This window comes from Dermacoccus sp. BD5 (assembly GCF_044878485.1).
Taxonomy (GTDB): Bacteria; Actinomycetota; Actinomycetes; order Actinomycetales; family Dermatophilaceae; genus Dermacoccus; species Dermacoccus nishinomiyaensis.
Genome location: NZ_JANJER010000004.1, coordinates 146,551 through 172,233, shown reverse-complemented (window position 1 = coordinate 172,233; position 25,683 = coordinate 146,551). Strand labels below are relative to the sequence as shown.

Here is a 25,683-nt window from a genome sequence, read left to right as displayed (position 1 = left end):
CACTGCGGGGCCGTGTGCTCGGTGAGGGATGCGCGTTGGTCGCTCGACGGGGGCGCCCGGCGCTCGATGCGTGCGTTTCGGGCCGCTCGACGGGACGCGGCGTCGCACGTCGGGCCGTCAGTGCGGGCGACTCGTTTCGATGCGCTGCCGGCGCTCAGGCGCGGGACAGTCGTTCGATCAGATGCGTCAGCTCACGTCGCGAACAAACGCGGACGATCGGCAGCTGAGGTCGTCGAGCTGCGACGTCGCCGATGAGCCCCCGGTAGCGCGCGTGGCCCTGCCACGACCAGCGCACGATGTGCTCGGGGTCGGTGAAGAAGGTGCGCAGCGGGCCTTCGGTGTTCCCGTTCCACAGTTCTTGGCGAAGCAGACGTCGCCGCAGCGTCCGGCTGACGACCTGCCGTGTCACGGTGCCGCGCGGCAGATCGAGCCAGATGAGCAGTTCGGCGCGCTCGGCGAGCAGGCCACGCACCTCGCCGTACTGCCACTCGGTGACCCACGCCTCGGTCGCGACGAACCGCGCGACGTCGTCATGAAACTGCGGGCGCGGTTGCCACCCGGGGCCGTGGAACAGCGCGTCGATCTCATGATGCGGCACCCCGATCCGATCGCTGACGAGCGCACACGCCGTCGTCTTGCCGCTGCCCGACGGCCCCGCGATGATGACGCGTCGCGCCGGCGGCAGGTCGGCGTCGAGCGAGAGGAAGGGCATGGCCCCATTCTGCCGCCGCCATGGTCGGCACATGGGCGGTCGACGCGTGGGCGCGACGTAGAGTCGCGACGTGACGCAGCAGTTCGAGAACTCCGACATGCCGGTGAGCCACGCGGTGCCGTGGCGCGATGCCTGGCAGGCCGCGCTCTACGGTCGTGACGGTTTCTATCGACGTGACGAGGGCCCCGGGGGCCATTTTGCGACGAGCGCGCAGGGCATTCCGGGCGTCGACGAGGTGCTCGCGCAGGCGATCGTCGCCATGGCCGAACGCATCGACGCGGACGTTGTCGTCGACTTCGCCTGCGGCCGTGGCGAACTGCTCGACACCGTCAGCCGGTTCGTCGATGACGTCGACCTCGTGGGCGTGGACGTCGTCGAGCGTCCGCCCGAACTCAGCAGCCGCATCGCCTGGGTGCGTTCTGCGGGAGGGGCGTCGATTCCGTCGCTCGACGTCATCGAAGGTCGTCGGGCGTTCGTCGTGGCGCACGAGTGGCTCGACGTCGTGCCGTGCGACATCGCGGAGGCTGACGACGACGGTGTCCTGCGCGAGGTACTCGTCACGCCCGACGGGGACGAGACGCTCGGCGCCCCACTCTCTCCCGCCGCCGCCCGGTGGGCCGCCCGTCATGCCCCAACGGCGATGCCTGTCCACGTCGGCGATCTTCGTCCACATTCGTCGGCGGCCCAGCCCACGATCGATGCCCCCGACGATCCACCGCCCCACCCCGTGCCTGACGACGCCCTACCTCCGGCCGATGGCCGCGAGAACGCCACCCGTCGCGAACCCGGCGAGCGCGTCGAGATCGGCATGACGCGTGATGCGGCCTGGGCGGCGCTCGTCGCGGAGGTGACGCGTCATGCCGCGGCTGGCAGCGTCGTGGTCGGAATCGACTACACGTCCACGAGCGCCACGCGGCCGCCGTTCGGCACCCTCACCGGCTTCCGGGACGGCAGCGAGTGCGCGCCCGTTCCCGACGGTTCGTGCGACGTGACGGCGCACGTCGCGCTGGATTCCCTCGATGTCGACGACCTGCGCACCCAGCGCGACGTGCTGCTCGAACTGTTCGGCGAGCTGGCCCTGGAACCCGTTCCGCTCGCCCTCGCCTCGAGCGACCCACCCGTCTACCTCGCTCGCCTCGCGGCCCGCTCGGCGCTCGCGACGGCCACGCATCCGGGTGGCCTCGGAGCCTTCGCGTGGTTCACGCGGACGATCGGCTGACGCGGCCGCCGCCACCCTCGACCACCCGCAAACGCCCGTCGCGCCGGGGTTGTCGCCCCCGCCTGGCACGATCAGCCTCGAGACGCGCCACCTGGCCGCGTCCGGCGAGGGGGAGTCGAACGGCCCACAGCAGCAACGCTTCCGGCGGCGCGAGTCGCGCGACATAAACTCCGTCGTCGTGCACCTCGGCGTGTTCTACCTTGGCTCGATCCTCGCGCTGTCGATGCTCATGGCGACCAGTGCGTACTCGGGATCGCAGTCACCGTTCGTCACGGCCCTCGGCTACCGGCGCGCGGTCGCGCGCGGCGACGCTCACGCCGTCGACTTCCGCCTTCCCGGCGCGCCCGTCACGACGTGGATCTGCATCGTCTCCCTCGTCGCCGTCGCGCTCTACGTCATGCCCGACTTCAGTTCGGCGAATTGGTACTACACCCTCGTCGCGGGCGTGCTCATGCTCGTCGGCACGAACGTCGGCTACGAGATCGGGCGACGGCGCCTCGCGCGCAACGGGCTGCCCGACCTCGGCGAAGGTGCTGACGACTGACGCGGCATCGACAGGGCCGAGCGGAACCGAGCGTCAGGACACCGATTCGGCCGCCTTGCGCGCGCGATAGGCGGCGACGTTGGCGCGGTTTCCGCACCCGCGATCGCAGTAGCGGCGGGAGCGGTTCTTCGACAGGTCGACGAGCACTCCCCCGCAGTCACCGGCGCACATCTTGAGGCGGTCGAGTTCGTCGGCGCGGATGACGTCGACGAACGCCATGACGGCGTCGACCGCCATGCGACTCGCCAGTGGCGCGTCGGACGGCGTCGCGTGCAGGTGGTAATCCCACTCGTCGTGACGCACGAGTTGCGGCAGCGCACGGTACTGCAGCATCACCTCGTTGACGAACGCGACGAGTTCGTCGCGCGACAGTGACCACGCCTCGAGGAATCGGGGGCGCAGGACGCGCACCTCGTCGAGTTCGGCGTGCGTGCGCTCGTGCGTGCCGGTGTACCCCCAGGACTCGACGAAGGCGTCGAGGTCGGCGATCTCGGTGAGGGTGTCGTCGGGCGTGGCGGTGTTGACGAGCGCGGCGACGGACAGCAGACCGTCCTCCGTGTCATGACCAAAGGGCATTTTGACTCCTGACCTCTTCCAGGTCTAACGTAACCGGTGTTCCTGGTTTTGACCACTTACACGAGAGTTGGAGGTGTTCCCCCATGGCTCCCAGCCAGATCGCACACGACATCGAGCCCATCCCCGTCGCCACCCGCAGGCGCCCGGGCCGATCCGGCGCGATGTCCCACACGAGCATGGGCCTCATCATCGCCATTGTCTCGTGTGCGGCGTTCGGCACGTCCGGTTCGTTCGCGAAGGCACTGCTCGGCTCCGGGTGGACGCCCGTCACGGCCGTCGCGGCGCGCATCAGCATCGCAGCGCTCGCGCTCGCCATCCCGACGGCGATGGCGCTGCGTGGGCGCTGGCACGTGCTGCGCGACAACATCAAGCCGATCGTGCTCTACGGCATCTTCGGCGTCGCCGGCTGCCAGCTGTTCTACTTCAACGCCGTCACGCACGTCAGCGTCGGCGTCGCACTGCTCATCGAGTACCTCGCGCCGATGCTGCTCGTCGGCTGGGCGTGGGCGCGCTACGGCCGCACGCCGCGTCGCTTGACGATCGCCGGGACGGCCGCAGCCATCGTCGGGCTGCTGTTCGTGCTCGACGTGTTCAACGGTTTCAGCGTCGACCCCATCGGCATCGCGTGGGCGCTGGGCGCCGCGCTGTGCCTGACGGTGTACTTCGTCATCGCGGGCGATGAGGAGTCGGAGCTGCCCCCGATCGCACTCGCCGGTGGCGGCATGAGCGTCGGCGCCGTCATCCTGCTCGCGATGTGCGCACTCGGCGTGCAGCCGGTCTCGGTCAGCACCGCCGACGTCACGTTCGCCGGTTCGCAGATGCCGTTCTGGGTGCCGGTGCTCGGCCTCGCGCTCATCGCTGCGGCCCTCGCCTACGCGACGGGCATCTACGCCGCCCGCGCCCTCGGCACGACGGTCGCGTCTTTCATCTCGCTGCTCGAGGTGCTGTTCGCCGTCGCCTTCGCGTGGATGTTCGTCGGCGAGGCCCCGACGCTCGTCCAGGTCGTCGGCGGCGTGTTCATCGTCGGCGGTGTCGTGCTCGTGCGTCTCGACGAGTCGCGTCACGCGGAGAGCTTCGGCCCCGTCGTCGCGGCCGAGCACGACGCCGAGATCGAACGCTGGCTCGACGACGTCCGACCCACGCGCGACGAAGAGTGCGTCACGCGCTGAGCCGCTGAGGGCCTATGGCCGCACGACGCTGTCGCCTCGGCCCGGCGTCGACACGAGGTGCGCAACCCACCGGGGTTGCGCACCTCAGCGCCGAAACGCCGCCATGCGGGATTACAGCCCGGAAGGACCGTGCTGAGAGCCGAAAGCCCGCATGGCGGAGTTTCAGCCCCCACCCGACGTTCGCGCACCGCACTGGGCGCACGCGCCCGAGGCTCCCCACCACGCCCATATACCGACGCGCGGCGCACGGCCCCGCCATGATGGCCCCGGCGCTACTCGCGACGTCAGTCCTCAGCCGCAACTCGGCCACCACGGCCCCCAGGTCACCTCGCCACGTCGTCGTCTGCCACGTCGTCACGCCTCGCCGCCCACGTGCCCCACTCCATCAGGGCGCGGCGCCGCGGCGGGCGTCGTCGCGTTTGGCAAACTGGGGGCATGTCGTCTCCTGCGTCGTCCCCGCGTGAACTCACCGTCGGCATGGGCGCGGGTGGGCTCGCGACGTCGGACATGGTGCTCAACATCGGCCCGCAGCATCCGGCGACACATGGCGTGCTGCGCCTACGCATCACGCTCGACGGTGAGCGCATCACGAAGTGCGAGCCGATCGTCGGGTACATGCACCGCGGCGCCGAGAAGTTGTTCGAGGTGCGCGACTACCGCCAGATCCTCGTGCTCGCGAACCGTCACGACTGGCTGTCGGCGTTCAGCAGTGAGATCGGCGTGGCCCTAGCCGTCGAGAAGATGCTGGGCATGGAGGTGCCTGAGCGCGCGACGTGGACGCGGACGCTGCTCTCCGAGTTGAATCGCGTGCTCAATCACCTCATGTTCCTCGGTTCGTATCCACTCGAATTGGGCGCCATCACGCCGATGTTCTACGTGTTCCGTGAGCGCGAAGAGCTGCAGGGCGTCATGGAGGAAATCGCGGGCGGCCGCCTGCATTACATGTTCAACCGCGTCGGCGGCCTGCGCGACGACATTCCGGCCGGGTGGCTCGATCGCGCCGCGGCGGCCGTTTCTCTCGTGCGTTCACGCATGCCGGAGATCGAGAGCTTCATCGTCGGTAATCCGATCTTGAATGCGCGGACGAAGGGCGTTGGCGTCGTCTCTCGCGAGATGGTCGAGCAATACGGCATCACCGGGCCGATCGCGCGCGCGTCGGGCGTCGACGTCGACCTGCGCCGCGACGACCCATATCTCGCCTACGGTGAGCTGTTCGCTCCTGGTGGGCCGGGGCGCGTCATCACGCGCTCCGAGGGTGATTCGCTGGCTCGTCTCGAGGTATTGCTCGATCAGACGCATGTGTCGCTCGATCTCGCGGACGCCTGCATCGAGGTGCTGCGGAGCCTGCCGCAGGGACCGGTGAACGTGAAGTTGCCGAAGGTGCTGAAGGTGCCTGAGGGCGATGGGTATGTGGCGACGGAGAACCCGCTCGGTTTCAACGGGTATTACATCGTGTCGCGGGGTGAGAAGACGCCGTGGCGGTTGAAGTTGCGTTCGGCGTCGTTCAACAACATGGCGTGCCTCGGCGAGGTGATGAGGGGGCAACTCTTGGCCGACATGGTGGCGATCTTGGGGTCGATGTTCTTTGTGGTCGGGGACATAGACAAATGAGTCTCGCCGAGCGGAGCTGAGGCCGACGTGCGGAGCATGCCGGCCTCGGCGCAGCGAGGTGGGTCTCATTTGTCAATCAGATATAGACAAGTAGATGCAGCCCTTGCGCACGGTACGGGCGCGGAGCTTGCGGAGGGCCTGCGCCGGGGGCGGGGTGCTTCTACTTGTCGATCAGATATCGACAAGTAGATGCAGCCCTTGCGCACGGTACGGGCCCGGCCTGAGCGCCAGGCAGCGACACCGCCCCATCGTTCGTCCGAGCCACGCCGGATCGCGCGGCCCTCGTCTCGCGCACCGAGAAAACCTACGCTTCCGTAGGTGAACCGCCGCAAAAGCGATGTGTGTCACGTTACATGGGGTTACGCTCAGGTAGGGCCTGCGCCCGTCGACCCCCTGTTTCGACCCTCAGGAGTTGTTTTCCATGAGCAAGCACTCAGTTCGCCCCGCCTCTCGCACCCGCCGCGGTCTTGCATCGCTCGGCGCTCTCAGCCTCGTCGGCGGTGCCTCCCTCATCGGTGTCGCAGCCATGGCGCCGAGCGCCAGCGCGGCCACGGAACTCGTCTACACGTGCGACACGGCCGTCGGCGCCAAGGACGTCACCGTCGCCATCGACACCAACGCTCCGACGAGCGGCACCGTCGGTTCGCCCATCACCGTCTCGAAGGTCACGGGCCAGATCACGCTGCCGGGCGACCTCGGCAACGCGATGGCCGGTTTCCTCGGCTGGAACTACGTCAGCGGGTCGACGCCCAATACGGTGACGATCGCGGGCCCCGACGGCACGACCACGCAGGACGTGCAGCTGACGACCGCGAAGACGCACATCTTCAACAACGGCTGGGTCAACGACGGCACCTACGGCGGCTTCGGGCCCGACGGCCACCTCGTGCTGCCCCTGGCAGGCTCGCCCGACACAACGATGACGCCGAAGAACGCCGGTACGTACACGATCTCGGCGCCTGACAGGTTCACGTCCACGTTCACGGGCACCAAGGCGGACGGAACGACTGCGTCCCTCGACAGCGCCTGCACCTACAAGAGCGGCACGAAGGTCGTCGACTCCATCACGGTGACGGCTTCGGCCCCTTCGACCTCGACCACCACGTCGACGAGCACGTCGCCGTCGACGTCCACCTCGACCAGCCCGACGTCGTCGAGCTCGACCACCACGTCGACGAGCACGTCGCCGTCGACGTCCACCTCGACCAGCCCGACGTCGTCGAGCTCGACCACCACGTCGTCGAGCTCGACCACCACGTCGACGAGCACGTCGCCGTCGACGTCCACCTCGACCAGCCCGACGTCGTCGAGCTCGACCACCACGTCGACGAGCCCCACGACGAGCACCAACCCGACGGCGCCGTCCACGAACACGGCCAGCTCCACGGCGATGCCGTCGCCGTCGCACACGACGGGCGGCGGTCAGGGCCCGAAGGTCGAGACCGACTACGTCGGTCACGACTCGATGAACCTCGCCGGCATCGGCCTCGCTGCGGCGGGTGTCGTCGCCATCGGTGGCGCGGCGTTCGCCGGACGTCGAGAGAACTGACGCCGGCCGGCGGGCCTCAGCACCCGCGCCCCGCATGACGATGGGGCCCGTTCACCACGAACGGGCCCCATCGTCATGCGGCCAGCTGTGAAGCGGCCGCGAACTCTTGACCACCTGCGCGGTTCACGGTCGACGCGTGCAGCCGTCCACCGATCCAGCCTGCAAGGGAGCGGGCTTGCGCGTCAGCGTTCGTCGTCGGGAATCATGCACCAACGCTGCACGACGAACCCCAGCACGCTGAGCACGACAGAGCTGACGACAAGCACCCCGAGCAGCAGCACGGCCGACCGAACGGACGGCACGCTGAGGCGCGCGAGCTGGGTGACGGCCTGCCCCGCATACCATCCGGCGAGGATGCCGCCACCGATGGCGGCCGTCTGCGAGAGCACGACGATACGTCGGGCCGTGTCGGGCGCCACCGTCTCGCGCCCCTGGACGACGGCTGCGGCGGCCGCGCGGATCTCGCTCTCGTCGGACCCGGCGCGGCGCGCGGCGTCCGCTTCCTTCTTCGCCTTCGTGCGGGCGCGCACCTCGTCGCGGATGCGCCATCCGCCTGCGACGAGCAGCCCGCACGCCGCGAGGACGACGAGCACCTCCCACCACGAGTGCTGCGGCACGGCGCGCCCACTGTTGCGCATCAGCTGCAGGAGGCCGCCGCTGATGAGCGCGACGAGCAGCCCCGCGACGACGGCGGTGACCGGTCGGACGGGCTTCATGTCAGGCCTTCCTCGAGGTCGATGTGGTCGTCGTCGTCCCACGACGGGCCGCGGCGCACCCCGGACGCATCGACGCGCTGCACGGCGTCGAGCAGCGGCAAGACGCCGTCAGGGGTGCGCACCGCCATCCACGGCGCCGCCTGGGCCCACGGGACGAGCACGAACGCGCGCTCATGGGCCCGCGGGTGCGGCAGGGCGAGGGGCGACCACGACGCGTCCGCCGCGCCGGCCTGCACCCCGTCGCGCTCGTCGGCGAGCACGATCTCGTCCTCGCGACCGGCCTCGCCGAGCGTCACGACGTCGAGGTCGAGGGTGCGCGCGCCCCAGCGCTCACCGCGAACGCGGCCGTGATCGGCTTCGATGCGATGCAGCTCGCGGATGAGGTGCCCCGGCGCGAGCCGGGTGACGCCGACGACGACGGCGTTGAGGTAGTCGGGCTGCGCGACGCCCCCGACGGGGTCGGTCTCGACGAGGGGCGACACCTGGGTCACCTCGAACCCCTCGAGCGCCCGCAGCGAGTCGAGCGCCGCGCGCAACGTCGTGACCCGCCGTCCGAGGTTCGTGCCCATCGCGACGACGACGCGGCGGCGCTGCTCGCGGCGAACGCTCACCGACGGGCCTGCCAACGCCCCGGTCGACGGGGTGAACGCGACACCTGCGGGAGCGTGCGGCTTGTGGACGGTGACGTCGACCGCCTCGACGATCTCCCACGCGAGGCAAGCGTCGGCGACGCGCTCGGCGAGCGTCTCGATGAGATCGACCGGCTCGCCGGAGCACACCTCGACGGCGCGCGCGGCGACGTCGGCGTACGACAGCGACGCCTCGAGATCGTCGCTGCGGCCCGCGGGGCCCAGGTCGGCCTCGAGGCTGATGTCGAGCATGAACGGCTGCGGGATGCGCTTCTCGAAGTCGAGCACGCCATGGCACGCCGTCACGGCGAGGCCGGTGAGGGTGATTCGGTCACTCATCGGGGCATGCCTCCGCCCACTCGCTCCCCGGACGACCGGGGCGCCACGGCCCCGCGCGCCGCGGCGACGACGTCGAGCGCTGCGAGCGTCGACGGGACGTCATGCACGCGCACCCCCCATGCGTCGTGCTGGGCGGCGAGGACGCTGGTCGCCGCCGTCGCGGCGTCGCGCGCGGCGGGCGGGACGGACGCGCCGTCCGCGATGAGCTGCGGCGTCCGCCCTGCGACTCCGAGAAAACTCTTGCGCGACGTGCCCCACAGCACCGGCAGCCCGTCGACGTCGAACTCGCCCATGCGCGCGAGCAGTTCCCAGTTCTGCTCGGCCGTCTTCGCGAACCCGAAGCCGGGGTCGACGACGAGCCTGCCGTCGCGGACGCCGGCCTCCCGCAGCGCGGCCACGGACTCGGCCAGCTCGCGACACACATCCGTGACGATGTCGTCGTACGCGGTGTGCTGCTGCATGTCAACGGAGTGCCCGCGCCAGTGCATCGCGACGAACGTCGCGTCACTCGCGGCGGCGACGTCGCGCATCGCTGGGTCGGCGAGCGCGCCGCTGACGTCGTTGATGATGTCCGCTCCGGCAGCGACGGCGGCCTCGGCGACACTCGCGCGCATCGTGTCGACACTCACGCGCGCACCCGCGGCGGCCAGTTCACGCACGACGGGGACGACGCGTCGGGCCTCCTCGTCAGCGCTGGGACGCTGGGCTCCCGGACGGGTCGACTCGCCGCCGACGTCGAGGATGTCGGCGCCCTGCGCCACCAGCTGCAGGCCGTGCTCGACCGCGGCGGCCGCGTCGAACCAGCGTCCGCCGTCGCTGAACGAGTCGGGCGTGACGTTGACGACTGCCATGACGAGCGGACGCCGCACCGGTCCATCCGCACGCGGCGACGAACCGTCGAGCGCATTGCCGTTCGAATCACCTGGAGACGAACGATCCGTGCGCATCTCACTCATGCGTTCCTCCGACGAGTGCGTCACTTGCCCATGACGAGGCTCATCGCCTCGGCGCGGGTCGCGGGGTTGCGCAGTTGGCCGCGGACGGCCGAGGTGATCGTGCGCGCGCCCGGCTTGCGGATGCCACGCATCGACATGCACAGGTGCTCGGCTTCGATGACGACGATGACGCCCTGCGCGTCGAGGTGTTCGACGAGCGCGTCGGCGATCTGTGTCGTCAGCCGCTCCTGAACCTGCGGGCGCTTCGCGAACACGTCGACGAGCCGCGCGAGCTTGCTCAGCCCCGTCACCCGGCCGGACGTGGACGGGATGTACCCGACGTGCGCGACGCCGTGGAACGGCACCAGGTGATGCTCACACGTCGAGTAGACCTCGATGTCGCGCACGAGGATGAGCTCTTCGTGGTCGACGTCGAACGTCTTGACGAGCACGTCCTCGGGGTTCTGTCGCAGGCCCGCGAAGATCTCCGCGTAGGCGCGTGCCACGCGGGCGGGCGTCTCGACGAGCCCCTCGCGGTCGGGGTTCTCCCCGACCGCGAGCAGGATCTCGCGGACGGCCGCTTCGAGGCGCGCGAGGTCGACCTCGGCGCCGACCACGTCGTGCGTCTCAGCCACGGCGCTCAGTCACCCAGGCCAGGCCCGACGTCGCTGGGGCCCTGCAGGCCAGGGCCGGCCGGCGGCTGCGGCGGGTAGAGGCTGATCTCGCCGTCGGGACGCTCGTCGGCGTGCGGGTTCTTGCCGAGGTCGATGGCGCGCTGTTCGGCGGGCGTCATGACCGGGCCGCGCGTGCTGACGTGGCGCTGTTCGCTCGAGAGCCACACCTCACGCACCGGCTCCTTGCGCACGGCGGAGAAGATCTCAGCCAGGCGCGGCGCCTCGAGGGTCTCCTTCTCGAGCAGTTCGAGCACGAGGGCGTCGAGGATGTCGCGGTTGTTGTTGAGCGCGCGCCAGGCCTCGTCGTGTGCGGCCTCGATGAGCTTGCGGACCTCGACGTCGACCATCGCGGCGACCTGCTCGGAGTACTCGCGGTTGTTGCCGCCCATGTCGCGGCCGAGGAAGACCTCGCCGCCGGAGTTGCCGAGGTGCACGGCGCCGACGTTCTCGCTCATGCCGAACTGCGTCACCATCTTGCGGGCGATGTCGGTGGCCTTCTCGATGTCGTTGCTCGCACCGGTGCTCGGGTCGTGGAACACCATCTCTTCGGCGACACGGCCGCCGAGGGCGTACGCGAGCTGGTCGAGCAGTTCGTTGCGCGTCGTCGAGTACTTGTCGTCGGTCGGCAGCACCATCGTGTAGCCCAGCGCGCGCCCGCGCGGCAGGATCGTGATCTTGCTGACCGGGTCGGTGTTGTTCATCGCCGCGGCGACGAGGGCGTGGCCACCCTCGTGGTACGCGGTGACCTTGCGCTCCTTCGCGCTCATCGGGCGCGACTTCTTCTGCGGGCCGGCCATGACGCGGTCGATCGCCTCGTCGAGGGCCTCGTTCGTGATGATCGTGCCGTTGGTGCGCGCGGTGAGCAGCGCAGCCTCGTTGAGCACGTTCTCGAGCTCGGCACCGGAGAAGCCCGGTGTGCGGCGCGCGACCGACATGAGGTCGACGTCCTTCGCCATCGGCTTGCCCTGGGCGTGCACCTGCAGGATGTGGTGGCGGCCGCCCATGTCGGGCGCCTCCACCGCGATCTGACGGTCGAAACGGCCGGGACGCAGCAGCGCCGGATCGAGGATGTCGGGGCGGTTGGTCGCCGCGATCAGGATGACGCGCGTGCGGTCGTCGAAGCCGTCCATCTCGACGAGGAGCTGGTTGAGCGTCTGCTCACGCTCGTCGTGGCCTCCGCCCAGGCCGGCGCCGCGGTGGCGGCCGACGGCGTCGATCTCGTCGACGAAGATGATGGCGGGGCTGTTCTCCTTGGCCTGCGCGAACAGGTCACGCACACGGCTCGCACCAACACCGACGAACATCTCGACGAAGTCAGAACCTGAGATCGTGTAGAACGGCACGTTCGCCTCGCCGGCGACGGCGCGTGCGAGCAGCGTCTTACCCGTGCCGGGCGGGCCGTACAGCAGCACGCCCTTGGGGATCTTGGCGCCGATCTTCTCGTACTTCTCGGGGTCGGCGAGGAAGTCCTTGATCTCCTTGAGTTCCTCGACGGCCTCGTCGGCGCCCGCGACGTCGCTGAACTTCGTCGTCGGCATGTCCTTGCTGTGCAGCTTCGCCTTCGACTTGCCGAACTGCATGACCTTCGAACCGCCGCCCTGGGCCTGGCTCATGAGGAACCAGAACAGACCGACGAGCAGCAGGATCGGCAGGATGTTCATCAGCAGGGTGACGAAGATGCCCTGACGCTGCGGGTCGTCCGTGTATCCCTTCGGGGGCGTGTGCGCGCTCAGGGAGTCGACGACCTGCTTGCCGCGCGCGTCGACGTAGTCGGCCTCGACACGCTTGACGTCCTTGAGCTTGCCGATGTCCTGCTTGTCCTTCAGCGTCAGACTGACGCTGTCGGGCGTGACCTTCGCACTCTCGACCTTTTCGGCGTTGATGAGGGAAATGGCCTGCGAGGTGTCGATGCGCGAATACCCGCCGATGTTGCTGAACATGTAGAACAGCAGCGCCACGGCGAGCGCGAGGACCACGTACAGGCCCGGCGTGCGCATGATTTTCTTAGCGTTCATCTGTTTGCGGGGCGAGCCCCGACCCTCTCATCGAAGAAGTGCCAGTCAACAAACCGCCAACGCGCGGCGCGGCGGCGATGTTCCCGCTCCCCGCGCGCGACGACAGCAGATGCGTCTCGATAGGACAGTGTGACCCACTGAACGCGCCGCTGCGCCGCGGGTTCGCGCACAGCGCAACCGTGCCTCGTCCGGCGCGGCCGGTGGCGTCGCCGGCGCCAGCGCCGCGAGGACGCTCGATCAGGAGTACACGTGCGGCGCGAGCGTGCCGATGTCGCGCAGGTTGCGGAACTTCTCGTCGAAGTCGAGCCCGTAGCCGACGACGAAGGAGTTGGGGATGTCGAATCCGACGTACTTGCAGTCGATCTCGACCTTCGCGGCCTCCGGCTTGCGCAGCAGCGTGCAGATCTCGACCGACGCGGGGTTGCGCGACTCGAGGTTGCTGCGGATCCAGCTCAGCGTCAGCCCGGAGTCGATGATGTCCTCGACGATGAGGACGTGGCGGCCGGAGATGTCCGCGTCGAGATCCTTGAGGATGCGCACGACGCCGGAGCTCTTCGTCCCCGAGCCGTAGGAACTGACGGCCATCCAGTCCATCGGCACCGAGCCCGGCAGCGCTCGCATGAGGTCGGCCATGACGAGGATCGCGCCCTTGAGCACGCCGACGAGCAGCACGTCCTTGCCCTCGTAGTCACGCCAGATCTGCGCAGCGAGCTCTTCGAGCTTCGCGTGAATCTGTGCCTCGGTGAACAACACGTTCTCGAGGTCGTTTCCCATCTGGGAAGAGTCCATCACCGGCTCCTCGTCGTCTCTGCCGGTCTTGCCGGCGCTCGCCACCGCGCGTGCTCGCGGGCGGCCGTCCACGTCATTCTCCCTTGCGGCGTGGGCTGATGGTCATCTCGCCCCCGACGCGTCGAACCTCAACGCTACCCGGGACGTCGATCGGCCCCTGCCCCGACCAGGCGACGAGCAGCCGTTCGACGTCGAACAGGTGCCCGCTCGACAGTTCGGCGTCGCGGGCGCCGTGCAGGACGAGGAGGCGGCGCAGCGCGCGGATGCGCAGCGCCGGGTCGAGCCCGACCAGCGCCTCGACGCTCCACGTCGCGGGCCAGGCCCGGGCGTCGTCGGTGCCCGCGGAGCGCGCGAGCGCCTCGTCAGTGAGGCGGTCGAGCAGGTCGGCGTCGCGGCCGGCTGCGGCCGCGGTGCGGAACAGGCTGCGGCGCAGCGTCGGTGCCGCGAGTTCACGTTCGAGTGCCGCGAGGGTGTGGCGCGCGCGCACCCGGCTGAAGGCCGGGTCGTCGTTGTGCGGGTCGTGCCATGGTTCGAGCCCGAGCGCTTCGCAGGCGAGCTCGGTGTCGACGCGCCGCACCGGCCCGCCGGGCACGATCTCGGGGCCGAGCAGAAAAGGCCGCAGCAGCCGCGCTCGGTCGGCGCGCATCCCGGCAAGGGCTCGGGTGCCGCTACCTCGCATGAGGCCGAGCAGCACCTGCTCGGCCTGGTCGTCGGCCGTGTGCGCGAGCACCGCGCGCGCCGCGCCCACTGCGTCCGCGACGTCGAACAGCGCTCGACGACGGGCCGCGCGGGCCGCCGCTTCGAGCCCTTCCGGCGCGTCGGCGTCGACGATGACGGCGACGGTGCGCACGTCGTCGTCCGCGAAGCCGAGCTGGTCGACGCAGGCGCGGCGCGCGCGTTCGGCGACGTCCGCCGAGCCCGCCTGCAGCCCGTGGTCGACGATGACGACGTCGACCGCGACGCTCTGCTTCGGCGCCTCGAACGCGAGGGCCGCGGCGAGCGCCAGGGAGTCGGCTCCCCCGCTGACGCCGGCGACGACGCGCCGCTCACCCGCGGCATCACTCGGGAACGTGCGCTGCAGCGCGGTGCGGACGGCAAGGCGCGTCAGAGCGACGCTGGGGTGCGGGCCACTCATCGGAACAGCGACCCGTGGATGCGTTCGACCCACAGCTGAGGGCGCTGGATCTCGGCGGGCGTCGGCAGGTTCTCGGGGGCGGCCCAGACGGCGTTGAAACCGTCGATTCCCACCTTTTCCTGCACGCCGCGCACGAATGCTGCGCCGTCACGGTATTGGCGCATCTTGGCCTCGAGGCCCATGAGGCGTCGCAGCAGCTTGTCGATGTTGCCGAGGCCGGCGCGGCGGTCGCCGAAGCGGGCGCGGATCGTCTCGACGCTCGGCACGATCTGCGGGCCTACGTCGTCCATGACGACGTCGGCGTGGCCTTCGAGAAGGGACATGACGGCGGCGAGGTCGGCCATGCGCGTGCGTTGTTCGGGGGTGGCGAAGATGTCGCTCAGCCCCATCGAGCCCTCCTTGAACGCCTCGGGCACACGTTTGGCGATCTCGCCGACGCGCGTCGCCATCTCCTCGGGCGTCGGCGCCATGTCGACCAGCAGGTCTCGGGCGGCGCTGACGACGTGCTCGCGTAGCCAGGGCACGGCGGTGAACTGCACGCGGTGCGCCTCTTCGTGCAGGCACACCCAGAGGCGGAAGTCGTGCGGGTCGACGTCGAGTTCGCGTTCGACCTGGACGATGTTGGGCGCGACGAGCAGGAGCGACGGCGTGCCGCCGGGTGCGATGTCGTACTGACCGAGCACCTTGCTCGACATGAACGCCATGAGCCCGCCGACCTCTCCCCCGCTCACCTTGGCGGTGATGGCGCGCGCGACCGGCCCGGCGGCGCGTTTGGCGGTGATCTTGTCGACGACGGGCGCGATCATGCCGTCGAGGGAGGCGATGTTGACGTCGACCCACGCGCTGCGGTCGACGACGCGCACCGCGCCGATGTCGTCGGGCGTGACGAGCTGTGCCGTCTGCGCGACTGGATCGTGGGCGCGGCAGGCGGCGTCACGCAGTTCGGCGACGGCGTCGCTCGCTTCGGCGGCACTGAGGCGCGGGCCGCCGCGATGCAGTTTCTTGCCCGTCGTCGCGGCGAAACGCCAGTCGATGTAGCTCGGTTCACCCATGCTGCTCACGCTACCGCGCGGCGCTGACAGCCCCTTGACGGTCGCGAATCGCCCGGCGTCGAGTCCGAGAGCCCACGACGGGGCGGCACGCTCAGACCTCCGTCGTCTTGACGGGGCGGGCGCCGAGTTCGGCGTCGAGACGGAGCAGGCCGGGACCGTCGCCGTCGATGAACTTCAGACGCCCGACGATCTGCGAGACGGTGGCTTCTTCCTCGATCTGCTCGGACAGGAACCAGTTGAGCATTGGACGGGAGTCGAGGTCGCCGATGTGAGCCCGCCACCCTCGACGGACTCCATCGCGTGACGCCCCGACACGGTTCGCGCACCGAGGTCAGTCGACGGGCCAGCGGTAGGGCGTGAGATCCCGTAGAGAGGCGACGTCCCTCGCCGTCACGAGCACCTCTGCGTCGAGGTTGTTCGGTGAGGGCTGTTGCACCGTGGCAGCAAGAACAGCGGCCAACGGCGAGCACGATGCCCGCCGAAGTCACTGTGAGCGTCAGGGTCGTCGCCTACGACGCGAAGCACTGCTGCGCGGCTTGGCGACCGATGCCGAGGGCGGCGCCGATGATCGCCGAGGCGGCCGGAGAGGTGCCCATGGTGGCGCCGGCGCCATCTCGTTCGGGCGACCCATCGAGGTGCCGCCCCATCGGGTGCTACGTCGCCTCGTGAGCGTTGGCCGCGACCTACCGGAAGGACCGTCATGACGTCTGAACCCATGAGCGCGCAGCAGGAAGACGACTTCTATGCCGACGCAGCCAACCAGCAGCCCCAAGGCACGCCTCGTCGGCGGAAGGAACGGCTGAGCACACCCGTTCCGGTCCGCTTCCCGCCCGAGCTGCTCGAAGAGGTCAGGAGCGCCGCTCGAGCTGACGATCGGTCGGTCTCGGCTTGGATCCGCCGAGCCGTCGAGCACGAACTGCGCCGAAGCGCCTGAGCGGTGCGTCCGTTCTGGCAGCCTGAATCCACGGTCAACATGAGCGGCGACGCGACAGCCGGCGATTCGACAACGCATGCTGCCGAGCGTCAACACGTGCTGAGTTCAGGGCAGCTTCGTCAACTCGGTGACGAGGTGATCAACGGCCGTCTTGGCGCCGATGGCACCGTCGGAGAACGTGCCGTTCGTCGTCACCGCGAACACGAGGGGGTGGCCGTTCTTCGTCGTCGCCAGGCCCGCCAGCGATGACGCGTCAGGCAACGACCCGGTCTTCGCCCGCACGAGACCGGCGCCGTCCTGCGACTCGGCGCGCATGTATCGATCGTGCAGGGTGCCGTTCCACGCCGAGACCGGCAACCGCTCGATGACGCGCGCATACGTCGCATCCTTGCCCGTCGATGCGCGCGTCAGCACGTCGCCGAGCACTCGCACCGGCAGCGTCGTGCCCGACGACAAACCGCTCGTGTCGACGAGCTTGACGCCGCTGACGTCGACGCCCTCACGCTTGAGCACCGACGTCACCCACGTGCCCGCCGCGGCCGAATCGCCGTGCACGCCGTCGAGCGCCGCAGCCTGACGGGCGAGCGACTCGACCATCGAGTTGTCCGAATCCTGCAAGGCGAGACCGAGCAGGTCGAGCACCGGCGCCGACGTCACCGACCCGAGCTGCTGCCCCGCCACCGGCGTCGTCACGTTCTTGCCGTACGTCGCCGTGATACCGCGCTTGCCGAGTTCCTTGACGAACGCCTGCGCGGCGTCCTTCGTCGGGTCGGCGACGGCCGGGGTGCGGTTGTCGGCGCGCTCGGAGGCGAGCGCCAACGTCGTGATGCGCGCCGTGAAACCGTAGTCGAACAGCGCGTCCTCCCACCCCTTCGCCTTGTTCGGCCCGGGCGCGTATGAGGTGTTCGTGTCGACGGTGACCTTCGTGACGCCCTGCTTCTTGAGCGCCGCCGCGCTCTGCGCCGCGAGGTCGCCGAGGCCGGCGCGGCCGGCGACCTTCGTCGCATCGCCCGCCCCCTCGGCGAGGGTCATGTCGCCGCCGGCGACGAGCTCGACGGTGCTGCCCTCGAGCGTCGCCCGCGTCGTCAGCCCCTTGTCGAGGTCCAGTTCGCTATGGGCGATCGCGAACGCACTCGCGAGCTTCGTCACCGACGCGGGCGTCGTCGCCTTGCTCGAATCGTGTTCGTAGAGAACGGTTCCCGTCGACGCATCGCGTACCGTCACCGCCGTCGGCGAACCGAACCACGGGTTCTTCAGCGACGCCTCGACCGACTTCTTCACCTCGTTCGCGCTCGGCGCTGCCCCGACGCTCGCCGACGGCAACGGCGCCGACGCGGCCTTCTGCAACGGCTCATACGTCTTGCCCTCCACCGTCACGGCCTTGGGGCTGTTCGTGGGCGCGAGCGTCAGGACGCCCGGCACCACGTCGTACGCATCGAGCGCGCCGTACCCCGCCAGCGCCGCCACGAGCGCACCGCTGACGGCCCACGTCCGCTTCTTCATCGGGGCACCACCTTAATCGCGTCCTGCTGCCGCGCCATCGCACGTCGATGACGAGTTTTTCATCCGCGCCCCGGTACGGAACACTAAGGAACGACCATTACACCAGCTATCCGGAGGGCACGAACCATGGAGTTCGACGTCACCATCGAGATCCCGCGCGGCACACGCAACAAGTACGAGGTCGACCACGAGACGGGCCGCATCCGCCTCGACCGCATCCTGTTCACCGCGATGCACTACCCGGCCGACTACGGCTACATCGAGGACACCCTCGGTGAGGACGGCGACCCGCTGGACGCGCTGCTGCTCATCGACGAGCCGACGTTCCCCGGCTGCGTCGTGCGCGCCCGCGCCATCGGTGTCTTCCGCATGGTCGACGAGGCCGGCGGCGACGACAAGATCCTGTGCATCCCCGCGGGCGACCCGCGTCAGGACCACGTGACGGACATCAAGGACGTCTCCGACTTCACGCTCAAGGAGATGTCGCACTTCTTCGAGACGTACAAGGCGCTCGAGCCGGGCAAGTCCGTCGAAGAGGGTTCGCACTGGGTCGACGCCGCGGCCGCGCAGAAGACCGTCGAGGAAGCGCTCGAGCGCGCCAAGGCCGAGGGCATGACGACGGCGCGCTGGGCGATGCCGGGCCACGACGCGCACGAGACCGAGCGCTCCATCGACAAGGCACCCGGCGACTCCCAGGCCGAGAAGCCGACGAAGTGACCCACCCCTGAGCGTCACGCTCAGCGACGCCGCAGCCCCCGTCCGAGTTCGGACGGGGGCTGCGGCGCGTTCTGGCTGTTGGGCAGGGTTGACGATGCGAGATGAGATCCGACGTGCTTTCGGCAGCGTCAACCAACCTGCGCGAATGTGGACGTAGATGGCGAAGGTGGACGCCGTTCGCCGATGTGGACATGAATCGCAGGGGCGCAGGCGGGTCTGCGCGACCCGCGGGGGCACGAGAGTGCTGCATCACCGGAACGCCTTCAATTGCTGCTGCGGCGGTCAATACCCCGTCTATCGTTGGCACATGAACCAGGGGGCGAGGAACCACGGCATGCGGAAGGCCGCGACAGTGCTCGCGGTGGCCATGACGTTGAGCGCGGCGGCATGCTCATCGAACGACGACGGATCGAAGAGCAGCGGGTCGTCAGGCGCCGGGTCGTCCAACTCGTCAGGGTCCAGCGGTTCTCAGGGCGCCTCGGGCGCGTCGTCGGCGCAACCCGGCTCGTCGAACGCGCCGGGTCTCGCGGCCGGCAAGAGCATCGACATCGGTGGTTCGGGCGACATCCTCGTCCACGTGCCCGTGCGCGACGACGCCGCGCACAACGCGGCGGCAAGGGGCGCAACGGGCTACGACTTCGACCAGATGTTCGCCAACGTCACCAAGCCGATCAGCGCGCTCGATCTCGCGATCTGCCACATGGAGACGCCGCTGTCGACGACGAACACGAACCTTTCCATCCCCGCGACGCTCAGCTTCAACGTCCCGCACGAGGTCGCCGGATCGTTGAAGCGTGCCGGGTTCGACGGCTGCGACCGCGTCGGCAACCACGTCGTCGACCGCGGCATCCAGGGCGTCGGCGAGACGAAGAAATCGCTCGACGACGCGGGTCTGAAGAACCAGGGCCCGACGCCGACGCCGAGCACCGGCCAGAGCGCCGTGATGTACGACGTCGAGGGCGTCAAGGTCGCGCAGCTCGCGTACTCGTACACGACCGCAAACGCGGACGCCTCGAACACCGTCGTGCCGCCCGAGTGGCCCTGGCTCAAGTATTGGCAGTTCCCCGTCGTCAAGGCCGAGGGAATCCTGGCCGACGCGAAGAAGGCGAAGGCTGCGGGCGCGGACATCGTCGTCCTCAGCATGCACTGGGGCGAGGAGTACAGCATCCCGGCCTCCACCGAGCAACGCGCACTCGCAGCGAAACTGCTCGTGAGCGACGACGTCGACACGATCCTCGGCACGCACGTCCACGTGCCGCAGTCGTGCGAGAAGATCAACGGCAAGTACGTCGTCTACGGCATGGGCAACTTCCTGAGCAACCAGGGTCCGAGCGTCAATTCGAGCCTCAAACCGTCGACGCAGGACGGCATGATCGTCGACGTGAAGCTGACGAAGGGTGCCGACGGCAAGGTGACGCAGCAGCTCACCTACCAGCCGACGCACGTCAACTTCGCCGGGCACGTCATCGAACTCGCGACGCCGACGAAGAACGCCGACGCCTACGGCCGTGTCAAGGCTGCGATGACGCAGCTCGGTAGCAAGTGCGACGCCACCCCCGCGAGCTGACTCGACGTGTCGCCCAGCTGAGCGAGCGCTCCACTCTCACTTGTAGAGGTTGAGCCCCCCGGCGTCCATGTGCACGGTGAGGTGGTCGTCGAGGACGGGGCGCAGTTCCGAGGTCGGCGCAGAGTACAACTCGAGCGAGTCGACGATCACCCCGTCGGGGCTGTTGACGACGATCCCCGGAACGCAGGTGTAGATGTTGTCGTGATCGCTCGCGTTGCTCGCGTCGATGCGGACACTCGTGCCGGCGCCGTTGTCGATCGACATGGACACCTGGTAGCGGCGAAACGACCCCGTGCCGTTCGATTGCGCCGAGTACACGACGGGCAGCACCGCCACGACCTTCGGGTTGAGACGGATCTCGATCGTCTCACTCGCCATCGGCGCAGGCGGGCTCTGCTTCTTGCGCCCGAACAGTCCCCCACCGGTGCGTGCCGTCCGTGCTCGTCCGACGTCGCCGAGATGCGTGACGGCGCCGTCCGAGGAGCGCTGCGTGGCCTGGGGCTCCTCCTTGGTCCCGAACGTCGCGACCGTCTCGTCGTGCCCGTCGGCGTAGCGCACGAGGGCGAAGACGTCGTAGTCGGTGGCGGCCGGCCACTCGATGCGAGCCGTGATGACGGGCGACTTCTCGATCGAGACACGCTGCCCCTTCGTGAGGCTGATCGCCCCCGTGCGCTTGCCGAGATCGACCGGGCCGCTCGACGACGTCGGCGCAGCGGCAGGCGGCGGAGCAACAAGAGGCGCAGCGGCAGGCGGCGCAGCAACAAGAGGCGCAGCCACAGGAGGCGTGGCGGGGAGCGGTCCAGCTGTCGAGGCGGCGGCAAGGGGCGTCTGAGGCGTGTCGTTCTCGACGCTCACGCCGTGCTCGCGCAGGAGCGCGGGCAGCCCGCCGTCCCATCCTGCGGAGACGTTGCGCACCTTCCACGCGCCGCCTCGCAGGTAGATCTCGACGAGCACCGCCGCGCGCTCGCTCGTGAATCCGGTTGCGGTGACGGCGTATTGCTCACCGTGCGCGTCGATCGTGACGGCGAGCTGCGGGGACGAGGCGAGCGAGCCCGGCGCCGCGTCATCCATCGCGACGGCGACGGCGAGACGTTCGATCTGCGGCGGGAGTGCGGACAGGTCGACGGTGATGTCACCACCATCGAGACGCACCGCGCCCTCGGGTGAGCGGGGCTGGTTGTAGAAGACGAAGTCGTCGTCGGTGCGCACGACCCCGTCTGCGGTCAGTTGCAGCACCATGAGGTCGACCGTGCCCGGCTGGGTGCCGACGACCGTGATGGCGAGGCCGGTGCCGCCGAGGGGCGCGTTGGCCCCCTTGCTCAACTCGTTCATTCCGCCACCCTGGCACAGGCTCGCGACGGCGGAGGGGCTTACGCGCGGGTAGCACCTCGGTGTTCGGCCGCCCCGGCGCGCTCGGTGCGTCGGCGGGAGACGCCTGCGCGCAGGTGCGCGTAGTCGTCGTCGGCGAGGACGACGTCGTGGGTGCGGCGGCGGTAGTGCCACATCATCGCCAGGCCCAGTGCCCACACGAGGTACTGCACACTCATCGCCTTGCGGAACGCCTCGACGTCGTATGTCGCCGGGCCGCCGGGGGCGACGTGGTCGAGCACGAGGCCGATGAGGACGATGCACGTCACGGACGCGACGTAGCCGCCGACGTTGACGATGCCGTTGGCGCTGCCGATGCGTGCGGCGGGATTGAACGAGCGGGCGACGTCGAAGCCGACCATCGAGCCTGGTCCGCCGAACGCCATGGCGATGCACAGGAGCACGAGCAACCACAACGGTGCACGGCCGGGCCACAGCAGCACGATCGTCCACAGCGTGATGACGGTGAGAACGACGGCGAACACGGCGACGGAGCGTCGGTGCGGAAAGCGGGCGGTGAACGTGCCCATGAGTGGGCTCGTGACGATGATCGTCACGACCATGATGCTGAGCAGCGTGCTGGCGGCGCCCTCGGACAGGCCCTGCCCCTTCGTCAGGAACGGGAAACCCCACAGCAGCATGAACACGTTCATCGAGAACTGCGCGGTGAAGTGCGCCCACAGGCCGAGCTTCGTGCCGGGCTCGCGCCACACCTGCGCGAGTGTCTGCCCGACAGCGCGCAGGCGAATCGAGTCGCGGCGCTCGTCGTGCGTCGGCGAGTCGATGACGACGAACCACATGACGACGCCGAGGACGACGCCGAACGCCGCCGCGCCGAGGTATGTCGTGCGCCACCCGAGGCTGTGCAGGCTGACGGCGAGTGGCCCTGCCGCGAGGAGCGAGCCGAGCTGGCCGGCGAACCCGGTGATCTGCGTGACCATCGGCGCGCGTCGCACCGGAAACCACAACGCCGCGATGCGCAGGACGCACACGAAGATCATCGCGTCGCCCATGCCGACGAGGACGCGCGCGCCGATGCCTTGCGCGAACGTCGACGCGAACGCGAACCACGCCTGCCCGAGCGTCATCGTCAGCGTGCCGGCGGCCAGCAGCTTCTTCGAACCGAACTGGTCGAGCATCGCGCCTACGGGCACCTGCATGACGGCGTGAACGAGCAACTGCACCATCGCGAACGTCGCGAGTTGTCCGCTCGAGATCCCGAAGCGCTGCGCCGCGAGGATGCCCGCGACGCCGAGCGACGTGCGGTGGAACACGGCGAGGACGTAGACGCTCACCGCCGCGGTCCAGATCGCCCAGGCGCGTCGCCCACCGAGCGGGGCGACAAGTTTCGAGGTGGGCGTGTCAACGGGCGCGGCGGTGTGGGACGTCATGGTGACGCCAGTTTAGTTCGGTTCTCGATGTTGCCCGCCAGCGCTTCTACGCATGCGAGCGACCCCGCCGCAGCCACGACGCTCTGAGCGGGCCCCGTCGGCAACGCTTTTCGCGCCCCTCCCACCTCGCATCGTCGGTACGGCTGGGCCCGCTGCGTGAACATCGACAACTGCTGCCGGTGCCCGCCTCTACTCTGACGAATGTGACGAACGAGCAGCACCCCACTCCCGCGACCACCGACTCAGCGACCACCCACTCGACGAGCGGCGCCGACGCCGTCGAGACGCCCGCGCAGCGTCGCGCCGCCATGATCGCGGTGACGGTGCTGCCGATCGTCGTCGTCATCGCCGGGTTGTGGGGGTACAACAGCCCGTCAACGTTCACGTCACACGCGTCGTGGGTGCCGTACCTGCTCGGCGTCGTCATGTTCACGATGGGGCTGACGCTGACGCCGCGCGATTTCGCCGCCGTCCTGCGCCGCCCGTGGGCCGTGCTCATCGGGCTGGCCGCGCACTACGTCATCATGCCGGGAGCGGGCTGGATCATCGCGCACGCACTCAACCTCTCCCCCGAGCTCGCCGTCGGGCTCATCCTCGTCGGCTGCGCGCCGAGCGGGACGGCGTCGAACGTCATGACGTTCCTGTCGAAGGGAGACGTCGCCCTCGGCGTCTCCGTCGCGACGGTCTCGACGCTCGTCGCTCCCGTCGTCACACCCCTGCTGACGGCGTTCCTCGCCGGGTCGTACCTGCACGTCGATGCGGGGTCGATGATGGTCGACATCGTCAAGACGGTGCTCGTGCCGATCGTGCTCGGCGTCGTCGTCAGGCTCGTCATCCGCGACAAGGGCGTACGCGCCATCGCGCCCGCGCTGCCGTGGATCAGCGCGTTCGTCATCGCGTGGATCGTCGCGATCGTCGTCGCCGGCAGCGCCGGAAAGCTCGCGAAGGTTGGCGGCATCGTCTTCCTCGCCGTCGTGCTGCACAACGGTTTCGGGCTGCTGCTCGGCTACCTCGCCGCACGGTTCGCGGGCCTCGACGTGAAGGCGCGACGCGCGCTCGCGTTCGAGGTCGGCATGCAGAACTCCGGCCTCGCCGCGACGCTGGCCAAGGTGCACTTCTCGCCGCTGGCCGCGCTGCCGTCGGCGGTGTTCTCGGTGTGGCACAACGTCTCGGGCGCCATCCTCGCGGCGTGGTTCGCGCGCCGGCCGGTCGGCGAACGCGAGCCGTCACGGGGCTGACACCCTCGGCCCACGGGCGTGTCGGGCAAGTGCGCCCGGCCGTCTCTGTTCGTGCGTGCAAGCGCGCGACCACGGAGTCCGGCCGCCGTCAGGAGTGGTCGTGCCCCAACGTCTTCGCGGCTTTGTCGGCGCGGCTCTTCACGCGGGCGAGCAGCCCTACGACGCCCGCCTCGAGGCAGGCGTTGATGAAGACGAGGAACTGGTTGAAGTAGGCGTTGAGCAGGTTGACGCCGCCGAGCATGAGCAACAGCGCCGCGATGCCCCAGCGGGCGCCGTCGGCGAGGCTGCTGCTGTCGTCACCGAGTCGCTTCACCGCTCGCCAGGCGAAGAACGCGGCGACGGTGCCGATGAGCGCGGCGACGCTCGCGGCCGTCCACGCGACCTTGCCCGGGTGGTCGCCGAGGAGGCTGTTGTGGCCGCTCACCGCGCCGGGGCCGTAGGCCTGCCACAGCGAATAGACGAACACGCCCGGCCCGGCGAAGACACCGACGACAGCGAGCACGCCCAGCGCGAGACGGCTCAGCTTGCGCTGACGGCTCGGCGGCAGCAGCCGCTCCTCGACCGCATCGAGACGCTCCATGATCCGCCCGACGCGACGCTCGTCATCGGGGACGGCCTGGCTTCGCGCCACGTCGAGAGCCTGCGCCAGCCCCTCGGCGATGGCGCGCTCCTGCCCCGTCGGCTCGTCGCGCATGACGGCGTCGAGGTGACCCTCGATCGTCTCGACCTGGCTGCGCGTGAGCGGCCCGTCAGCCGCCGGTTTCATGAGTTCGAGCGCGGCGTAGAGGTGATTGCGAGCGTGGGGCGGCCGTTGCGAACCCACCCGCATCGCGGCCACCCCGAGCGCCGCGAGAATCGCGTAGCACAGGGGCGCGGCGAGAGGGAAGAAGTAGTCGTTGTCCTTCGTGATGAACTTGCCGATCTCGTCGACGAACAACCCGATGCCGATGCCACCCGCGATCGAGGCGAACGCCGTCGCCCACCGATTGGCCAGGGACAGCACGACCGTCAACGCGATCATGAGCAGCAACCCACCCCACACGGCGTGTGCGATGTGGAAGATCTCGCCGCCAACCTGCGGGTAACCCGTCGCGAGCAGGTAGCCGCGCGTCACGAGGATCGTCACGACGGCGGCGACACTCATCCAGCCGACAGCGGTGCCCGCGCCCGCCTTCGTCACGGGGCTACGCGTCGGTTTCGTCGGCGAACTGGGCATGCCTTCACTCTGTCATGCGTCCCCGCGCGGGGGCGCGTGACCCCTCAACTGTCAGTACCGACCGCCGATCCTCGCCGGAACGTCG

At 69.4% G+C, this 25,683-nt stretch carries 23 protein-coding genes and 1 pseudogene; 9 read left to right on the top strand and 15 right to left on the bottom strand.

Annotated features, from left to right (window positions below; translation table 11 throughout):
• Positions 1-154: 154 nt before the first annotated feature.
• Positions 155-712: an ATPase AAA gene (locus NQ706_RS05225; RefSeq protein ID WP_038569497.1), complete on the bottom strand. Its 558-nt coding sequence runs from the start codon at positions 710-712 to the stop codon at positions 155-157.
• A gap of 70 nt (positions 713-782) precedes the next feature.
• Between NQ706_RS05225 and NQ706_RS05220 the strand changes: the two genes are divergently transcribed.
• Positions 783-1,931 (top strand): SAM-dependent methyltransferase, encoded by a 1,149-nt coding sequence (locus NQ706_RS05220; RefSeq protein WP_051806177.1) that lies wholly within the window; start codon positions 783-785, stop codon positions 1,929-1,931.
• Positions 1,888-2,475, top strand: coding sequence for a hypothetical protein (locus tag NQ706_RS05215; RefSeq protein ID WP_038569500.1), 588 nt, complete (start codon positions 1,888-1,890; stop codon positions 2,473-2,475). The genes NQ706_RS05220 and NQ706_RS05215 overlap by 44 nt, the downstream gene beginning before the upstream one ends.
• A 33-nt stretch (positions 2,476-2,508) precedes the next feature.
• Here NQ706_RS05215 and NQ706_RS05210 read toward each other — a convergent pair whose 3' ends face one another.
• Positions 2,509-3,051: a CGNR zinc finger domain-containing protein gene (locus tag NQ706_RS05210; RefSeq protein WP_038569503.1), complete on the bottom strand. Its 543-nt coding sequence runs from the start codon at positions 3,049-3,051 to the stop codon at positions 2,509-2,511.
• A gap of 83 nt (positions 3,052-3,134) precedes the next feature.
• On the opposite strand from NQ706_RS05210, the gene NQ706_RS05205 reads away from it, so the two are divergent.
• The 3 genes from NQ706_RS05205 (at position 3,135) to NQ706_RS05195 (ending at position 7,380) form a co-directional block, all read left to right on the top strand.
• Positions 3,135-4,220 (top strand): DMT family transporter, encoded by a 1,086-nt coding sequence (locus NQ706_RS05205; RefSeq protein WP_051806179.1) that lies wholly within the window; start codon positions 3,135-3,137, stop codon positions 4,218-4,220.
• 435 nt (positions 4,221-4,655) lie between these two features.
• The gene (locus NQ706_RS05200) at positions 4,656-5,831 is read left to right on the top strand and encodes an NADH-quinone oxidoreductase subunit D (RefSeq protein WP_038569506.1); all 1,176 of its coding nucleotides are present in this window, start codon (positions 4,656-4,658) and stop codon (positions 5,829-5,831) included.
• Positions 5,832-6,252: 421 nt separating this feature from the next.
• Complete coding sequence (locus NQ706_RS05195) at positions 6,253-7,380, top strand: DUF6801 domain-containing protein (RefSeq protein ID WP_051806181.1); 1,128 nt, start codon at positions 6,253-6,255, stop codon at positions 7,378-7,380.
• Positions 7,381-7,562: 182 nt separating this feature from the next.
• Here NQ706_RS05195 and NQ706_RS05190 read toward each other — a convergent pair whose 3' ends face one another.
• From NQ706_RS05190 to NQ706_RS05150, 9 genes and pseudogenes are all read right to left on the bottom strand, one after another.
• A complete protein-coding gene (locus NQ706_RS05190) occupies positions 7,563-8,096 on the bottom strand; it encodes a DUF3180 domain-containing protein (protein WP_051806182.1) in 534 nt (177 codons plus the stop codon).
• Positions 8,093-9,064, bottom strand: a complete 972-nt coding sequence (gene folK / locus NQ706_RS05185; protein WP_038569508.1) for a 2-amino-4-hydroxy-6-hydroxymethyldihydropteridine diphosphokinase — start codon at positions 9,062-9,064, stop codon at positions 8,093-8,095. Before folK ends, NQ706_RS05190 begins: the two co-directional genes overlap by 4 nt.
• A complete protein-coding gene (gene folP, locus NQ706_RS05180) occupies positions 9,061-10,011 on the bottom strand; it encodes a dihydropteroate synthase (RefSeq protein ID WP_404360521.1) in 951 nt (316 codons plus the stop codon). Before folP ends, folK begins: the two co-directional genes overlap by 4 nt.
• A gap of 29 nt (positions 10,012-10,040) precedes the next feature.
• The gene (gene folE, locus NQ706_RS05175) at positions 10,041-10,634 is read right to left on the bottom strand and encodes a GTP cyclohydrolase I FolE (RefSeq protein ID WP_006944026.1); all 594 of its coding nucleotides are present in this window, start codon (positions 10,632-10,634) and stop codon (positions 10,041-10,043) included.
• Positions 10,635-10,639: 5 nt separating this feature from the next.
• A complete protein-coding gene (gene ftsH / locus NQ706_RS05170; protein WP_038569514.1) occupies positions 10,640-12,688 on the bottom strand; it encodes an ATP-dependent zinc metalloprotease FtsH in 2,049 nt (682 codons plus the stop codon).
• A 237-nt stretch (positions 12,689-12,925) separates the two neighbouring features.
• The gene (gene hpt, locus NQ706_RS05165) at positions 12,926-13,477 is read right to left on the bottom strand and encodes a hypoxanthine phosphoribosyltransferase (RefSeq protein WP_038571717.1); all 552 of its coding nucleotides are present in this window, start codon (positions 13,475-13,477) and stop codon (positions 12,926-12,928) included.
• Between the two features lie 73 nt (positions 13,478-13,550).
• Positions 13,551-14,612, bottom strand: a complete 1,062-nt coding sequence (gene tilS / locus NQ706_RS05160) for a tRNA lysidine(34) synthetase TilS (protein WP_038569517.1) — start codon at positions 14,610-14,612, stop codon at positions 13,551-13,553.
• Positions 14,609-15,664, bottom strand: a complete 1,056-nt coding sequence (locus tag NQ706_RS05155; RefSeq protein WP_038569522.1) for a zinc-dependent metalloprotease — start codon at positions 15,662-15,664, stop codon at positions 14,609-14,611. Before NQ706_RS05155 ends, tilS begins: the two co-directional genes overlap by 4 nt.
• A gap of 91 nt (positions 15,665-15,755) precedes the next feature.
• Positions 15,756-15,929: pseudogene (locus tag NQ706_RS05150) on the bottom strand (ferritin); the annotation flags it as partial.
• A gap of 435 nt (positions 15,930-16,364) precedes the next feature.
• Here NQ706_RS05150 and NQ706_RS05145 point away from each other — a divergent pair.
• Complete coding sequence (locus NQ706_RS05145) at positions 16,365-16,598, top strand: YlcI/YnfO family protein (RefSeq protein WP_038569526.1); 234 nt, start codon at positions 16,365-16,367, stop codon at positions 16,596-16,598.
• 105 nt (positions 16,599-16,703) lie between these two features.
• Here NQ706_RS05145 and dacB read toward each other — a convergent pair whose 3' ends face one another.
• The gene (gene dacB, locus NQ706_RS05140) at positions 16,704-18,101 is read right to left on the bottom strand and encodes a D-alanyl-D-alanine carboxypeptidase/D-alanyl-D-alanine-endopeptidase (protein ID WP_038569529.1); all 1,398 of its coding nucleotides are present in this window, start codon (positions 18,099-18,101) and stop codon (positions 16,704-16,706) included.
• Between the two features lie 126 nt (positions 18,102-18,227).
• On the opposite strand from dacB, the gene NQ706_RS05135 reads away from it, so the two are divergent.
• Positions 18,228-18,818 carry an inorganic diphosphatase gene (locus NQ706_RS05135; RefSeq protein ID WP_006943947.1) on the top strand — a complete coding sequence of 197 codons (591 nt, stop codon included), beginning with the start codon at positions 18,228-18,230 and terminating at the stop codon, positions 18,816-18,818.
• Positions 18,819-19,125: 307 nt separating this feature from the next.
• Complete coding sequence (locus NQ706_RS05130) at positions 19,126-20,385, top strand: CapA family protein (protein WP_051806184.1); 1,260 nt, start codon at positions 19,126-19,128, stop codon at positions 20,383-20,385.
• Positions 20,386-20,421: 36 nt separating this feature from the next.
• Here the strand turns inward: NQ706_RS05130 and NQ706_RS05125 are convergent, their stop codons facing one another.
• Both NQ706_RS05125 and NQ706_RS05120 read right to left on the bottom strand, forming a co-directional pair.
• Complete coding sequence (locus NQ706_RS05125) at positions 20,422-21,717, bottom strand: TerD family protein (RefSeq protein ID WP_051806186.1); 1,296 nt, start codon at positions 21,715-21,717, stop codon at positions 20,422-20,424.
• A 38-nt stretch (positions 21,718-21,755) separates the two neighbouring features.
• A complete protein-coding gene (locus tag NQ706_RS05120; RefSeq protein ID WP_038569532.1) occupies positions 21,756-23,144 on the bottom strand; it encodes a nitrate/nitrite transporter in 1,389 nt (462 codons plus the stop codon).
• 203 nt (positions 23,145-23,347) lie between these two features.
• On the opposite strand from NQ706_RS05120, the gene NQ706_RS05115 reads away from it, so the two are divergent.
• Positions 23,348-24,382 carry a bile acid:sodium symporter family protein gene (locus NQ706_RS05115; RefSeq protein ID WP_038569536.1) on the top strand — a complete coding sequence of 345 codons (1,035 nt, stop codon included), beginning with the start codon at positions 23,348-23,350 and terminating at the stop codon, positions 24,380-24,382.
• A gap of 88 nt (positions 24,383-24,470) precedes the next feature.
• Here NQ706_RS05115 and NQ706_RS05110 read toward each other — a convergent pair whose 3' ends face one another.
• Positions 24,471-25,598, bottom strand: coding sequence for a hypothetical protein (locus NQ706_RS05110; protein ID WP_051806188.1), 1,128 nt, complete (start codon positions 25,596-25,598; stop codon positions 24,471-24,473).
• Between the last annotated feature and the right edge of the window lie 85 nt (positions 25,599-25,683).